14 protein-coding genes are annotated in these 12946 nt (G+C 72.0%); 8 read left to right on the top strand and 6 right to left on the bottom strand.

Annotation, left to right across the window (positions count from 1 at the left end):
* The first annotated feature begins 178 nt into the window (after positions 1-178).
* The 3 genes from CD790_RS23770 to CD790_RS23780 all read left to right on the top strand — a co-directional run bounded on the left by CD790_RS23770 (position 179) and on the right by CD790_RS23780 (position 3378).
* Entirely contained in the window at positions 179-1051 is an 873-nt protein-coding gene (locus tag CD790_RS23770; protein ID WP_144385357.1) for a peptidoglycan-binding protein, read from the top strand.
* Positions 1048-1947, top strand: coding sequence for an XRE family transcriptional regulator (locus CD790_RS23775; RefSeq protein WP_144385358.1), 900 nt, complete (start codon positions 1048-1050; stop codon positions 1945-1947). The genes CD790_RS23770 and CD790_RS23775 overlap by 4 nt, the downstream gene beginning before the upstream one ends.
* A 276-nt stretch (positions 1948-2223) precedes the next feature.
* Positions 2224-3378 carry an XRE family transcriptional regulator gene (locus CD790_RS23780; protein ID WP_144385359.1) on the top strand — a complete coding sequence of 385 codons (1155 nt, stop codon included), beginning with the start codon at positions 2224-2226 and terminating at the stop codon, positions 3376-3378.
* A 104-nt stretch (positions 3379-3482) separates the two neighbouring features.
* On the opposite strand, the gene CD790_RS23785 is transcribed toward CD790_RS23780, so the two are convergent.
* Positions 3483-4085: a hypothetical protein gene (locus CD790_RS23785; protein WP_144385360.1), complete on the bottom strand. Its 603-nt coding sequence runs from the start codon at positions 4083-4085 to the stop codon at positions 3483-3485.
* A 498-nt stretch (positions 4086-4583) separates the two neighbouring features.
* Here CD790_RS23785 and CD790_RS23790 point away from each other — a divergent pair, with 498 nt between their 5' ends.
* Positions 4584-5573, top strand: coding sequence for a malate dehydrogenase (locus CD790_RS23790; protein ID WP_144385361.1), 990 nt, complete (start codon positions 4584-4586; stop codon positions 5571-5573).
* 93 nt (positions 5574-5666) lie between these two features.
* Here CD790_RS23790 and CD790_RS23795 read toward each other — a convergent pair whose 3' ends face one another.
* A complete protein-coding gene (locus CD790_RS23795) occupies positions 5667-5927 on the bottom strand; it encodes a hypothetical protein (RefSeq protein WP_144385362.1) in 261 nt (86 codons plus the stop codon).
* On the bottom strand, positions 5924-6277 hold the full coding sequence (locus CD790_RS23800; protein ID WP_144385363.1) for a DUF6247 family protein: 354 nt from the start codon (positions 6275-6277) through the stop codon (positions 5924-5926). The genes CD790_RS23795 and CD790_RS23800 overlap by 4 nt, the downstream gene beginning before the upstream one ends.
* A gap of 390 nt (positions 6278-6667) precedes the next feature.
* Here CD790_RS23800 and CD790_RS34815 point away from each other — a divergent pair, with 390 nt between their 5' ends.
* The 4 genes from CD790_RS34815 (at position 6668) to CD790_RS23815 (ending at position 10184) form a co-directional block, all read left to right on the top strand.
* Entirely contained in the window at positions 6668-6817 is a 150-nt protein-coding gene (locus CD790_RS34815) for a hypothetical protein (RefSeq protein ID WP_186319198.1), read from the top strand.
* Between the two features lie 231 nt (positions 6818-7048).
* Positions 7049-8710 (top strand): hypothetical protein, encoded by a 1662-nt coding sequence (locus CD790_RS23805; protein ID WP_260867819.1) that lies wholly within the window; start codon positions 7049-7051, stop codon positions 8708-8710.
* Between the two features lie 46 nt (positions 8711-8756).
* Positions 8757-9275, top strand: coding sequence for a hypothetical protein (locus CD790_RS23810; protein ID WP_144385364.1), 519 nt, complete (start codon positions 8757-8759; stop codon positions 9273-9275).
* A gap of 45 nt (positions 9276-9320) precedes the next feature.
* On the top strand, positions 9321-10184 hold the full coding sequence (locus CD790_RS23815; protein ID WP_144385365.1) for a hypothetical protein: 864 nt from the start codon (positions 9321-9323) through the stop codon (positions 10182-10184).
* A gap of 85 nt (positions 10185-10269) precedes the next feature.
* Here the strand turns inward: CD790_RS23815 and CD790_RS23820 are convergent, their stop codons facing one another.
* The 3 genes from CD790_RS23820 to CD790_RS23830 form a co-directional block, all read right to left on the bottom strand.
* A complete protein-coding gene (locus tag CD790_RS23820; protein ID WP_144385366.1) occupies positions 10270-11028 on the bottom strand; it encodes a hypothetical protein in 759 nt (252 codons plus the stop codon).
* A gap of 144 nt (positions 11029-11172) precedes the next feature.
* The gene (locus CD790_RS23825) at positions 11173-11940 is read right to left on the bottom strand and encodes a hypothetical protein (RefSeq protein ID WP_144385367.1); all 768 of its coding nucleotides are present in this window, start codon (positions 11938-11940) and stop codon (positions 11173-11175) included.
* Between the two features lie 98 nt (positions 11941-12038).
* A complete protein-coding gene (locus CD790_RS23830; RefSeq protein WP_186319199.1) occupies positions 12039-12839 on the bottom strand; it encodes a hypothetical protein in 801 nt (266 codons plus the stop codon).
* Positions 12840-12946 lie beyond the last annotated feature (107 nt).

Below are 12946 nucleotides of genomic sequence, written 5' to 3' on the forward strand. Positions count from 1 at the left end.
ACGCGCCGACCTGCTGGGACGCCGGTCGGGGTGCGGACGCCGTGGGACGCCGGGGCGGGCGCGCGGCTGACCGAAACCCGCCGCCGCCGGGCCGCGCGGGGAACTCGTACCGCCCGCGCGCCGCTCTATTCGGCACAGAGGCAGACATCGGGGGATGTCGAACGCGAATGGGGGGATCATGTCGCGTTGGAAAGAGCTGCCGGAAAGACTGGACTCACGGGTCCGGCAACTCGTCGTGCAGTTGCGGCGCCTGAAGGACCGGGGCGGGCTCAGCCTCTCCTCCCTGGCGACGCGCACGGGCTACAGCCGCTCCTCCTGGGAGCGGTACCTCAACGGAAAGGCGCTGCCGCCGCGGGACGCGGTGGAGGGGCTGGCACGGGCCGCCGGGGCCGACCCGACCCGGCTGCTGGTGCTGCACGAACTCGCCGAGGAGGCGTGGGGCAGGGGTACGGACGAGGACGGCGGCACGGGCACGGACGGGGGCACGGAGGCGGACGCGGCCCGGGAGCCGACCCCGGACCACCCGTCCCAGGAGCACCCGTCCGAGGACCACCCGTCCGAGGATCACCCGTCCCCGGACCACCCGTCGCGTGACCCGTCCCCGGACGAAGACCGCCGCCCGCGCGGACCCGTGGCGCTCATCGCGGCCCTCGTCATGGTGCTCGCCGCGGCGGCCGTGGCGCTGCTGGCCGTGGCGCCCTGGAGGGACGACGGCGCGCGCGGTGCCGGGGAACCGACGCGGGGGCCGCACGGGAGCGCCTCCTTCGCGCCCACCCCCGGCAGGACGTACAGCTGCGAGGTCCGCCGTGAGGGCGGCCTGTTGTACGCGGGCCACAGCACCACCCGGGACGCCATCCTCCAGATGAGCACGGCCGGGTGGGACGTGGCGGAGGCACAGTGCCTGCTGCGCCGCCACGGCTTCGACCCCGGCGGTGTGGACGGCGTCTTCGGCGACCGCACCGAGCGGGCGGTCAAGCGCTTCCAGAAGAGGTCCGAGCTGGTCGTGGACGGCAAGGTCGGCCCGCACACCTGGAAGGCGTTGCGCGGGTGACCCGGGGGACGCGAACGGCCGGAGGCGATCCGGCGGCCCGCGCGCCCGAGTGCGTACGGCTGGCCGAGGGGCTGCGCGAGCTGCGGTCGCGCACGGGGCTGAGCCTGGCCGCGCTCGCCGCCCGCACCGCCTACAGCAAGTCGTCCTGGGAGCGTTACCTCAACGCCAAGAAGCTGCCTCCCCGGCAGGCCGTGGAGGCGCTGTGCGCGCTGGCGGACGAGCCCGCGGGACGGATGGTGGCGCTGTGGGAGCTGGCGGAGGCGGAGTGGAGCGGGCGCGCGCAGAGCGCGCCGGCGGCCGGTGGCGGGGACGGCACCCCGCCACCGCGCGGGGACGTGCCGGACCTGCCGCCCGACCCCTCCCCGGAGGGCCGCCGCCGCTCCCGGCGCCGACGGACCGCCCTTCTCGTGGCCCTGTGCGCGCTGGCGGCCGTCGTGGTCCTCGGGGTGGCGGCGTCGTTCGGCGAGGACTCCGCCGGGGGCGCGGGCGCCCGGCACCGCGCCCCCGGCACCTCTCCGCCGCCGGCCGGCTGCTCCGGCGCGGGGTGCGCCGGCAAGGACCCGGAGGCGATGGCCTGCGGCACCCAGGAGCGGGTGCGGACGCTCGGCCCGACCCGGCGGACTCCCACCGGGGCCCGGATGGAGATCAGATACAGCGCCGAGTGCCGCGCCGCCTGGGGCCGGATCTGGAACGCCCGGCCCGGGGACGCCGTCGGCATCTCGGCGCCCGGCCGGCCCGCGCGCTGGGCCACGGTACGGGACGACTACGACGCGGCGGGGTATCTCTACACCCTCATGGTCGGGGTCGAAGAGCGCCCGCGCGGGCTGTCGGTGTGCTTCCGACCGAAGGGCGCCGGGGCGAGGGGCGGCGCGGATGATATGTGCTTCCGTCCTTGAGGCGCAGGGAGTTCGGGCCGACGTTCCTCGAAAGTCTCCACCGCGCGCGACCGCTCCCTGGCCTGTGGTCGTTCTGGGATACTGCTCGCCCAAGGGGCGCAAAAGGGGTACGAGCGGGGGCGGCAACCCCCCGATGCGCCCCGGGGTGGGGGAACTGCCGCCTCGAGCGGACGCATCTCCTGGGGTATCCGACACGGGGCGCCAGGGAGCGTCGCCCGGCGCGGGGCCGAAGGAGAAACCGCAGGGCACCGACACGGGGGGACAGGGGGAGGCATCATGCCTCGTTGGAGGGAGCTGCCGGAGGAACTCGACCCGCAGGTGCGGGAGTTCACGGGGCAGCTGCGGCGGCTCGTGGAGCGCGGCGGCATGAGCGTCGCGACGGTCGCGGACCGCACCGGGTACAGCAAGACATCGTGGGACCGCTATCTCAACGGCCGACTGCTGCCCCCGCGCGGGGCGGTCGAGGCGCTGGCCGAGGCGACCGGGACCGACGTCGCCCATCTGACCACGCTGTGGGAGCTGGCGGAGCGGGCCTGGAGCCGCTCCGAGATGCGCCACGACGTGACCATGGAGGCCATACGGGTGGCCCAGGCGCGGGCGGCGCTGGGGGAGTTCGGCCCACCCGCGCAGGCGAGGCAGACGAGGACGAACGGTCGCCCGAGCGAGCGGGTGGACGGGGTGGCGGCGGCGGGCGCGGCCGGGCCCGCCGCCCCCGCCCCGGCGGTCCGCCCCGCCCCGCCGCCTCTCGAACGCTTAGTCGTCACGCCGCCCTCGGCGGTGGTCCCGTCCTCCCCGCCGCCGGGCTCCGCCGCCCCGTCGCCGTCCTCCGCCGCCCCGTCGCGGCCGCCGGCACCGCCGGCCGGCGACCCGGGGCGGCCCGCCTCACCCCAGCCGCCCGAGGGGCAGCGCCGGCGCACGGCCGCGATGTTCGTGGCGGGCGTGGTCGGGGCGATCCTGGTGGTGGCGTCCGGGGTGCTGCTCTTCGGCGCCGACGAGGAACCCGCCGAGAACCGGGGACAGCCCTCGGCCACGCCCAGCACCGCCGGCGCGGCGCTCCCCAGCGGGGTCGGGTGCGCCGGGCAGGACTGCACGGGCAAGAACCCGGAGACCATGGGTTGCGGCGGCGAGCAGGCCCGGACGACGGCCAACGCGACCGTCGGCGACACCTATGTCGAGGTCCGCTACAGCGAGGTGTGCGGCGCCGCCTGGGCCCGGATCACCCGGGCCGCCCCCGGCGACTCGGTGCAGGTCTCGTCGGCCGGGGAGAACGGCGGCGGGGCCCGTACCCAGAGCGCGGACGTCAACGCCGACGGGGACGCCTACACCCAGATGCTGGCGGCCGCGTCGGCGGCGGAGGTCAAGGCGTGCGCGACGCTCGCCGACAGCACGACGGGCTGCACCCGCCCGGTCGAGCCGGGCGCGTCCCCCTGACCCTCACGGTCTGACCCTCACGGGTGAATTTCCGCGCGGACGGCCGAACGGGCGAGCCCCCGAAGGGAGCTCGCCCGTGGTGTGACGCCCGACCGGCCGCCGGATCAGCCGATGTGGGAGCTGAACGTGCCGTCCGCGGTGAGCACGACGGCCATCCCGTGGCCGCTGAGGAGCCCGGTGGCCCAGGCGCCGTGCTTCGGCTCCAGCGTGGCCACCACACGGCCCTCGGAGACGACCTTCATGATGTGGTGGTCGCCGACCTTGCTGATCTTGGCGGTAGAGCCGTCGACCAGCTTGAACGTGCCGGGGCCGTACTGCTCGCCGCCCACCCACGAGCGCACCTCGCCGTCGGGGGTGAGGACGGCCCACATGCCCTTGGCACTCTGGAAGCCGTCGCTCCGCTCCCCCTGCGCGTCGAGCTCGCCCGCCAGGTGAGGGCCGAAGAACATCTGCATGCGGTAGTGGTGGTCCCCCAGCTTGGTGATCTTTCCGGTGGAGCCGTCAGCCAGCTTCACGGTCTTGGTCGCCGCGGCCAGCGAGCCCTTGCCCTTGCCCTTCGCCGCGGAGGCGGACACCGAGGCGACCGGGGCCGCCTTCCCGTGGTCGGCGGCGACGGCCCCGGCCGCCGGGGCCAGCAGGGCGGCGGCCAGTGCGGCGGTGCCCAGGGCGCGGACGGCGGTACGGCGGCGGATCTTCGGAATCGACATGCGGATCTCCTGGTCAGGGAGGGGGCAGTGGTGGGTCGCATGCCGCGTGCGCTTCCCCTGTGGGGCGGTGAGGCGGGGCGGCCGTGCACTGACGAAGTTAGAGATCATCTCCGGCGGAATGATCTCTTCCGTGTAACGGCCACCCATCGGCGAGGCCGCGGTTTACCCACGTTCATGACGGTGGGCCGGTCGGGCCCGGATTCGCCCGCACTTTTCCGTCCCCGGTCACGCATGCGCCCGCCGATTCCGGGCAGGCGCTTCGCAAGCCCCCCACGGGTGAGCCGCCGCCAGGCGGCCGTCTGCGCACCCCTCCCCTCCATGCCGGCAGACGGCCGCCTCGCGGTGCCGGAGGCCGTCCCACCGGCGCCCGTGGCCCGCGTGAGACGCGGTGAGGAGTGACACAGAGGGGTGGAGGTCCTGGCGCTGCCGGGTCGGATAGCCTGACGCCGGTATCTCGACACCAAGAGATCGATCAAAAACCCAGCGCAGGAGACCGCCATGACCCGCACTCCCGTTACCGTCACCGTCACCGGCGCGGCAGGCCAGATCGGCTACGCGCTGCTCTTCCGCATCGCCTCCGGTCAGCTCCTCGGCGCGGACGTGCCGGTCAAGCTGCGCCTCCTGGAGATCCCGCAGGGTCTCAAGGCCGCCGAGGGCACCGCCATGGAGCTCGACGACTGCGCGTTCCCGCTGCTGCGCGGCATCGACATCACCGACGACCCGAACGTGGGCTTCGAGGGTGCCAACGTCGCCCTGCTGGTCGGCGCCCGCCCGCGCACCAAGGGCATGGAGCGCGGTGACCTGCTGGAGGCCAACGGCGGCATCTTCAAGCCGCAGGGCAAGGCCATCAACGACCACGCCGCGGACGACATCAAGGTCCTCGTCGTGGGCAACCCGGCCAACACCAACGCGCTGATCGCCCAGGCCGCCGCTCCGGACGTACCGGCCGAGCGCTTCACCGCGATGACCCGCCTGGACCACAACCGCGCCGTCTCCCAGCTCGCGCGGAAGACCGGCTCCGCCGTCTCCGAGATCCGCAAGCTGACGATCTGGGGCAACCACTCCGCCACCCAGTACCCGGACATCTTCCACGCGGAGATCGCGGGCAAGAACGCCGCCGAGATCGTCAACGACGAGCAGTGGCTGGCCGACACCTTCATCCCGACCGTCGCCAAGCGCGGCGCGGCGATCATCGAGGCCCGCGGCGCCTCCTCGGCCGCCTCCGCCGCCAACGCCGCCGTGGACCACGTCCACACCTGGGTCAACGGCACCGCCGAGGGCGACTGGACCTCCATGGGCATCCCGTCGGACGGCTCCTATGGCGTCCCGGAGGGCCTGATCTCCTCCTTCCCGGTCACCTGCAAGGACGGCAAGTACGAGATCGTCCAGGGCCTGGAGATCAACGAGTTCTCCCGCACCCGCATCGACGCCTCCGTCCAGGAGCTCGTCGAGGAGCGCGACGCGGTGCGCGGCCTGGGTCTCATCTGAGGTCGGATCAGACCCTGAAGTCGTACGCGGCCCCGTCCCGGAAAGTGCTTCTGGGACGGGGCCGTTGTGCGTGAGCGTTGCCGGAACGGGGTGCTAGCCGTTCCACACGACCGACGTGATCACGATGAGCTGCTTTCTGGGAAGGCACAGGAACCACAGGAGACCCGCGCCCTGGCAGACATCCAGGTTTCGTAAGCCTCCGCCTGACGCGGGGCCTACGCCGATTTCGGTGGCGCCGTCCCCCAGAACTGTGAGCGATTCGGCGACGCGCTCGACCTCGACCACCACGGAGGGCGGCAGTCCGTCGATGACGTATTCCTCGCTGGGGTCGTACTCCCAGCGCCAGGCACTCACGTGGCGATCTCCTCGCGCGCGGTCCGCAGAAGCTGACCGATCCGGGTCACCGCGTCGCGGCAGACTTCCTCGTCGGACCCGTGTTCGGCCAGGTACTCGAGTTCACGAAGGAGCGCCGCGCGGTCGGGCCAGCGTTGGACGGCGATGTGTACCGCCCACCGCTGCGTGAATGTCCTGAGCGGGCTCAGGCTGCTGGTCTCCTGCGCCTGGGTGGCTGCCCGACGAAGCGTGGAATCGAAGTCGTCGAGCTGGTCGGGCGTGAGACGAGCGACGGCGGCACGCAGATCGTCCGGGGTGAGCGGCGGCATGGGGATGAGCGGGCCGTTCTGGCCTTCTGGCTGGGCGCTCATGTGAAGGCCCCTTCTCGGGAGTGCGCTGCATGCGGTCACTGATTCTAGGTCCTTCCTTGTTCAGTGGGGCGCGGCAGCGCCGTGAGGCGGGGGGCACCTACGTCGCGTTCCGCGCGTAGGTGACGAGGGCCGCCCGCTGGATGGGGCAGAGGGACAGGGTGGAGCCGGTGGGGTCCCGCCTGGATCAGGGTGTCCCGCACCCGTAGTGCCTTGATCTGAGCCCCAACGATCCGCGGGCTCACCGGAATGCTGTTGTCCTTGTAGCCGTCACCCATGCCGCCACGCCTTCCGCCTCGCCGTCACGGCGCACCCGTACCGCGCCTGTCCCTAGAGAACGTAGATACGCCTGCGCCACCGTCGAGGGGGAATCCAGCAAATCCACTCCATCGAATGCCCTTGTCGCCAGAGGAAGTTCGTGCGACCGTCGCCGCCGTGCTGGGGGAGCGCGCCGCGCTGCACCGGTTCGAGGAGGTGGAGGAGGCGGTGCTCTTCTGCCAGGCGCTGTTGCGTGACAACGAGCTGCTGGTGGAGGTCGGGTGAACCACTGGTTCCTGCTGATGCCGGTGCGTCGGGTGAGGTCGCCGGGGGTGGTGAGGCCGGTCGAGCGTCGGGAGGCGTGCGCACGTCTTCTGGCAGCTCTGGGGCGGTTGGAGCGGCGAGCGGGCTCCCGTCGCCCTTTGTGAAAATTCTTGCGGCAAGTGTGGTCACGCCCGGAGGGAATTCCCGCATACTGAGACTGCGGTTATTTCGGTTAACTCCTCTCACGCGGAGATGAGTTCGAATTCCTGGGGTGTGCCGATGACCCTGCCCGGACAGCCGATCGCGCCGCCGCTTCCCCCACAGCGGCTTTTCCACTCCGAGGCCACTCGACTGCTGTGCGCGGGTGTGTATTTCGACGCCGAGTTCCGCCGCCGGGTGGTGGAGGAGCTGGTGGAGCACGAGGAGCGCCCGGTGGCGCCGTCGCTCGGGATCGACGCCGTGCCCGTGCTGGCGCACGCGGTGCGGGCGCGGCGGCAGGAGCTGGAGACGGCGCTGCTGTTGCTGGGGGTCTGGGCGGTCTTCCTGGGGATGACCGTCTCGGACTACGGCTGGCTGGGCGTCCTGCAGCCGACCTGGTTCACGCTCTACGCGGTGGTGTGCGCCGCGTCGTGGATGAGCCGGGCGGCGACCGGGCTGGGCACCTCCGTCTACACGCTGGACCGGGCGATGGTGCGTCAGGCCACCAGCGGGCGCATGAAGATGCTGCTGCCGTTCGGGCCGCGGCTGCTGACCCTGGGCTACTGGACGTTCGTGCTCTACGCGCTGGTGAACGGCGGCGACGCCTGGGCCGGGCTGGTCTTCCCGCTGCTGCTCGTGCTGCCGGTGTGGGTGCACCGCTCGCGGGTGGCCGCGGTGATGTGCAGGGAGCTGTCCCCGCTCGCCTATCCGCGACGGCCGCGCGCCGCGCTGCCGAGGCTCGACCGCTACCGGCGGATCGGGGCCGCGATCGACCGGGAGCAGCACGCGCCGCTCACCATCTACGACCCGTTCCGGCCCTTCATCGGCGCCGGGAAGCCGTACGAGCCGTGGTCGTTCGCGCTGGAGCTCAAGCGGGCGGCCACGGCCGGACCGGCGTCCGAGCCGCTGACCGGCCATGACGTGGTGAGCCTGATCAAGCCACGGCTGCAGGCGCTGCGGACCTCGGCCGCCGCCACCAGCCGCGACCGGCTGCGGGCGCTGGAGACCGAGGAGTTCGTCTATCTGCCGGTGGGGGCGCCCCGCTCGCACGTCGGCTACGAGCGGCAGGCCGTCTCGCGACACCTGCGCGACGCGGTGGACGAGGGCGGCGAGGCGCGGCGGCACTTCCTGCGGGTCCGGGTCGGGGCGTGGGACGAGCAGGTGGTGGTGTCCGTCCTGGTCCGGGTGCACACCCAGGGGGAGATGCTGGTGCTGGAGGTGGCGCCACACGTGCTGACCCCGGTGCGGCCCGAGTTCAAGGCGGCCGACGTGATCGCGGCGCGGGGCGAGGCCGATGTGCTGCGGGACGGGGTGCGGGCGCTGTTCGCCGCGCCGGGCGCCACCTTCGCGGCGGGGGTCTCGGCCGTCCGTACGGTGGTCTCGGAGTTCCGGGTCTGGCTGGCCGACCCGCGGCGGGCGCTGCCGGACGGGCCCGCCACCTCGGTGCGCGAGCTGGGCAGCACCAAGGAGGTGTCGCTCTTTCAGGAGATGGACGTCAGCCGCTATGTGAAGACGATTCAGGACCGGATCGCGAGCGGCGTGCGGGAGGCGCTGCGGGCCAAGGGCTATCAGACCGGCGAGTTCGAGCAGCAGATCATCAACGTCAGCGGCGGCGGTGTGTTCATCGGTTCCATGAGCGGCGGCGCGGTCGCCACCGGTGAGCGGGCCACCGCCAGGCACGGGGAGGGCGGACGCGGTGAGCGGAAGGGACGCTGAGGACGGGCCGGGCGGGCCGGACGGGGCGACGGCGGAGGAAGACCGTATGGGGCGTACGGGGGAGGAGCGCCCGGCGCCCTCGCCGGCGGGCGGCATCGTCATCGGCACCATGACGGGCGGCGCGGCCGCGGTCGGAGACCGGGCCACGGCCGAGTACCGCGCCGGGCGGGCCGGTCCGCCCCCGGCCGGTCGGCCCGCGACCGCGGTGCCGCCGGTCGTCCCGGGCGGGATCGGCGTCGGCGCGATGACGGGCGGGGCGGTCGCCGCCGGGCCCGGGGCGCGCGCCGTGCACGGCACGGAGGGGGCGACCGAGGTCCCGCCCGAGCTGCTCGCGGCCGTGCGCGCGCTGCGCGAGGAGCTGGCGCCGCTCGCCCCGTCGGCGCCGATGGACGAGGTGGCCGCCGCGCTCGCCGAGGTGGAGGAGGAGCTCGCCGACGGCGCCGGCGCGGCCGACCGCGAACGGCTGGGGCGGCTGCGCGGGCGACTGGAGGCGGCTGCCACGGCGGTCGGCGGGCTGGCCTCCGCGGTGGCGCTGGCGCAGGCCATCGGACAGTTCCTGGCCTGAGGCCGTGGGGCGATCGCGGGGTAACGGGGAGAGGGGTGCGTGGGGATGAGCTACTGGGACCCGGAGCGGCAGCAGTGGGTGCACGGCGACCTGCCGCCCCCGCCGCCGTACGCCCCCGGAGAGGTCGGGGTTTCGGAGGTGGCCGGCGATCCGGGCGGCACCGGCGGGCGCGACACCACGCGCGCCCTGGTGCTGGCCCTCGTGACGCTCGTGGTCTTCGCCGGGATCGGGGTCGGCATGTGGCTGCTGGTGCGCGACGACGACGAGGAGGACCGGAGCGGCCCGGGGCCGGTCGTGCCCTCGGCGACCGAGTCCGGTTGGCCGTCCACCACCCCGGAGACCACGTCACCGCCCACGTCGCCGCCGACGACGGACTGGTCGCTCCCCTCGACGGACTGGCCGACGCCGACGCCGACGACGGACGAGCCGACTCCGGGGTTGGGCGCCGAGCGCGAGACGCCGTCCGGCTACACGCGGGTCGAGGACCCGGCGGGCTTCACCGTCGATGTGCCGGTCGGCTGGCAGCGCACGTCCAGGTCCGACGGCGTCTTCTACACCTCGCCGGACGAGCGCCGGCTGCTGCAGATCTTCACCCTGGAGGATCCGGAGGGCACGCCGTACGAGTCCCTGGAGGCGACGGAGTCCCACCTCGCCCAGACGATGGCCGGCTCCGGCTACCGGCTCCACGGCCTGCGGCCGCTCGGCGCCGGCGACGCGGCGGAGCTCCAGTACGCGTACGACCACCCCAGGTTCGGCGCCCGTCGCGTCATCGACCGGGCGTTCACCGGGCCTGACGGGGTGCAGTACGCGGTGCTGGTGGCGGGGCCGACCTCGTCCTGGCCGGAGCAGGAGACGATCCAGGAGACGGCCCTGAACGCGTTCTGCCCTACGGGGCACTGCGGGTCATGAAGAGTGCGGGGACGCCGCCCAGGGGACACCCTGGGCGGCGCCCCCGGCTCTTGGAACGACTGCCCGCGACCGGCGGGATCTCGGCTCAGGAAGCCTTCTTGGCTTCCTGCTCGACCTGGGCCAGCTCCACCGTCTCGGCCGCCGACGGCTTCTTCGGGGTGAAGTCCTCGTCCCAGCCGGTGTACAGGATGGTGGCCTTGTCCTTGCCCTTCAGCTCGACCTTGAGCGGGTAGGGCTTGCCCTCGGCGGCGACGTACAGCGTCATGGGATCACCCTCGCTGTTCTTGCCCTCGATGGCGACGGCCTTCTTGCCGTCGACCTCGGCGGTCCCACCCTTGGTCCACTTCTTGTCCTGGGACTCGGTGGTGTCCTTCTGCATCCGCTTGATGTCGCACAGCCCGGCCATGGCCTTCATCGCCGGGTTGGTCGCGGTGTCGTGGATGTACTTGCCCTTGAACTTCTTCTCCACGACGTCACCACCCGTCGGAACCATGGCCTGGCCCATCATGCCGGTCGGCTTCATCCAGATGTCGTCGCCGATCTTGATCAGGCTGTAGCCGCCGGACTTGCCCGCGTCCATGGAGGAGTCGCAGTTGCCCGCCGTGTTCAGCGTGAACTCGGCCGTGGTCTTCTCGCCCTCGGACACGCCCTCGAGCTTGGCCTTCAGCGACGTCGCGGACTTCATCGCCTCGCGCGCCCTGTCGGCGACCTCGTTGGCCGAGAGCTTCTCGACGCCGGAGGCGCCGCCCTCGCCGCTGTCCTTGTCGTCGCCGCCGCAGCCGGTCACGGCGAGCGCCAGTGCCGCGCACGCGGCCACGGCCCAAGCCCGGTTCTTGCTCGTCATCAGGTGTACTTCGCCCTTTATCTCATGATCTTGCTTGACGGTAGGAACCTACCGGGGCACCTCCCAGCGGTAGCCGGGGGAGGGGCGGCGACGCATGACCGGGCCCCCATCCCTGCGGATGGGGGCCCGGTCATGTCGGCTTACTTACTTGGCGGCCTCGACCGCGGTGATCTCGACCGTCTCGGTGGCGGACGGCTTCTGCGGGGTGACCTTCTCGTCCCAGCCCGAGTACAGGATGGTGGCCTTCTCCTTGCCCTGCTGCTCGGCCTTGAGCGGGTAGGGCTTGCCCTCGGTGGCGATGTAGAGGGTCATCGGCTCACCGTCGTTGTCGGTGCCCTTGATGGCGATGGCCTTCTTGCCGTCGACCTCGGTGGCGTCACCCTTGGTCCACTTCTTGTCCTTGGAGTCGGTGGCCTCCTTCTGGATGGCCTTGATGTCGCAGGCCTCACCGATGTCCTTGAACTTCTCGTGGTCCGTGGTGCCGTGGACGTACTTGTCCTTGAACTTGCCGGCGCCCGACTCCAGCATCATCTGGGCCATCATGCCGGTCGGCTTGACCCAGGCCTCGTTGCCGATCTTGACCAGGCTGTAGCCGCCCATGGTGCCCATGGTCATGTCGGTCTGGCAGTTGCCCTCGGAGTCCATGGCCAGCTTGGCCGTGGTCTTCTGGCCCTCGCTGACGCCGTCGACCGTGGCGGTCATGGACTTCGCGGAGACCATCGCGTCCTTCGCCTTCTGGGCGATCTCGTTGGCCTCGAGCTTCTCCACGCCGTTGGCGCCGCTCTCGACGGAGGAGCCGCCGTTGGAGCCGCCCTTCGCGTCGTCCTTCTTGTCGTCGCCGCCACAGCCGGTCACGGCCAGCGCCAGCGCCGCGCAGGCGGCCACGGCCCAAACCCGGTTCTTGCTCGTCATCACGGGAGTATTCGCCCTTATCTGATCGTCTTGATTGCCTATGAGCGCCATACCCTAAGGCTCGGGTGGGCGTCTGGCGCCGCCGCCCACCCCGTCGATCAGGCGCCGCCCAGCTGCTCCTGCAGCTTGGCCATGTCGACCACCTGGTCCGCCGGCGGGGTCGTCGTCGGCACCGGCTTGTCCCAGTCGGTGAGCTCGATGGAGCCGGACTCGGTGCCCTTCTGCACGATCTTCAGCGGGTAGGGCTTGCCCTCCGCGGCGACGTAGAGGGTCATCGGGTCGCCGTCCGACGACTTGCCGTTGACGGGGATGACCTTGTTGCCGTCGACGGTGACGAGCGTGCCCTTGGTCATCTTGTCGTCGCTGTCGTCGGTGTCCAGCGACTGCTGGAAGCCGGCGAGGTCGCACACGTCCGTCATGTCCTTGAACATCTCGTCGGACGTGGAGCCGTGGACCCACTTGCCCTTGAAGAGCTCGGCGGCGGCCGCGCCGTCCGAGCCGGCCTGGGTCTTCCAGAAGGTCTCGTCCGGCTTCATCCAGACCTTGTCGCTGAGCTTGATGAGCTCGAAGGAGCCCTCGGTGCCCATCTCCATGGAGCCGGCGCAGTTGCCCGAGCCGTCGAGGGCGAGGTCCATCTTCTGCCGGGTGCCGGCGGAGGTGAGGTCCATCTTCATGCGGAGCGACTTCGCCGACTCCAGCTCGGTCTCCGCCTTCTTGGAGATCTCCTTGGCGGACAGCTTGGCGAGTTCCGAGCCGGCGTCCGAGCCCTTGTCCGGCTTGGTTCCGAGGATGCTCCCGTCCTTGTCGGACTTTCCGCCCTTGTCGGACTTGTCGCTGCCGCAGCCGGTGATGGCCAGCGCCAGCGCCGCACACGCGGCCACGGCCCAAGCCCGGTTCATCCTCGTCATCGCGCCCGCCCTGCCCTTTTCATCTTGTCGTGCCTTCTTACCTGCGCTTTACCTTACGAGCAGGGACGTGCGCAGATGCAGTCCGGTTCGCCTTTTGT

Origin of the sequence: Streptomyces sp. SAJ15, assembly GCF_007595705.1 — a bacterium.
Taxonomy (GTDB): Bacteria; Actinomycetota; Actinomycetes; order Streptomycetales; family Streptomycetaceae; genus Streptomyces.

What these genes read in the sequence shown, in the direction of transcription:
- CD790_RS23805 (WP_260867819.1), top strand. Translation starts at nt 7,049, where the DNA reads ATGAGTTCGAATTCCTGGGGTGTGCCGATGACCCTGCCCGGACAGCCG.
- CD790_RS23815 (WP_144385365.1), top strand. Translation starts at nt 9,321, where the DNA reads ATGAGCTACTGGGACCCGGAGCGGCAGCAGTGGGTGCACGGCGACCTG.
- CD790_RS23820 (WP_144385366.1), bottom strand. Translation starts at nt 11,028, where the DNA reads ATGACGAGCAAGAACCGGGCTTGGGCCGTGGCCGCGTGCGCGGCACTG.
- CD790_RS23825 (WP_144385367.1), bottom strand. Translation starts at nt 11,940, where the DNA reads ATGACGAGCAAGAACCGGGTTTGGGCCGTGGCCGCCTGCGCGGCGCTG.
- CD790_RS23800 (WP_144385363.1), bottom strand. Translation starts at nt 6,277, where the DNA reads ATGAGCGCCCAGCCAGAAGGCCAGAACGGCCCGCTCATCCCCATGCCG.
- CD790_RS23780 (WP_144385359.1), top strand. Translation starts at nt 2,224, where the DNA reads ATGCCTCGTTGGAGGGAGCTGCCGGAGGAACTCGACCCGCAGGTGCGG.
- CD790_RS23810 (WP_144385364.1), top strand. Translation starts at nt 8,757, where the DNA reads ATGGGGCGTACGGGGGAGGAGCGCCCGGCGCCCTCGCCGGCGGGCGGC.
- CD790_RS23770 (WP_144385357.1), top strand. Translation starts at nt 179, where the DNA reads ATGTCGCGTTGGAAAGAGCTGCCGGAAAGACTGGACTCACGGGTCCGG.
- CD790_RS23830 (WP_186319199.1), bottom strand. Translation starts at nt 12,839, where the DNA reads ATGAACCGGGCTTGGGCCGTGGCCGCGTGTGCGGCGCTGGCGCTGGCC.
- CD790_RS23785 (WP_144385360.1), bottom strand. Translation starts at nt 4,085, where the DNA reads ATGTCGATTCCGAAGATCCGCCGCCGTACCGCCGTCCGCGCCCTGGGC.
- CD790_RS23790 (WP_144385361.1), top strand. Translation starts at nt 4,584, where the DNA reads ATGACCCGCACTCCCGTTACCGTCACCGTCACCGGCGCGGCAGGCCAG.
- CD790_RS34815 (WP_186319198.1), top strand. Translation starts at nt 6,668, where the DNA reads ATGCCCTTGTCGCCAGAGGAAGTTCGTGCGACCGTCGCCGCCGTGCTG.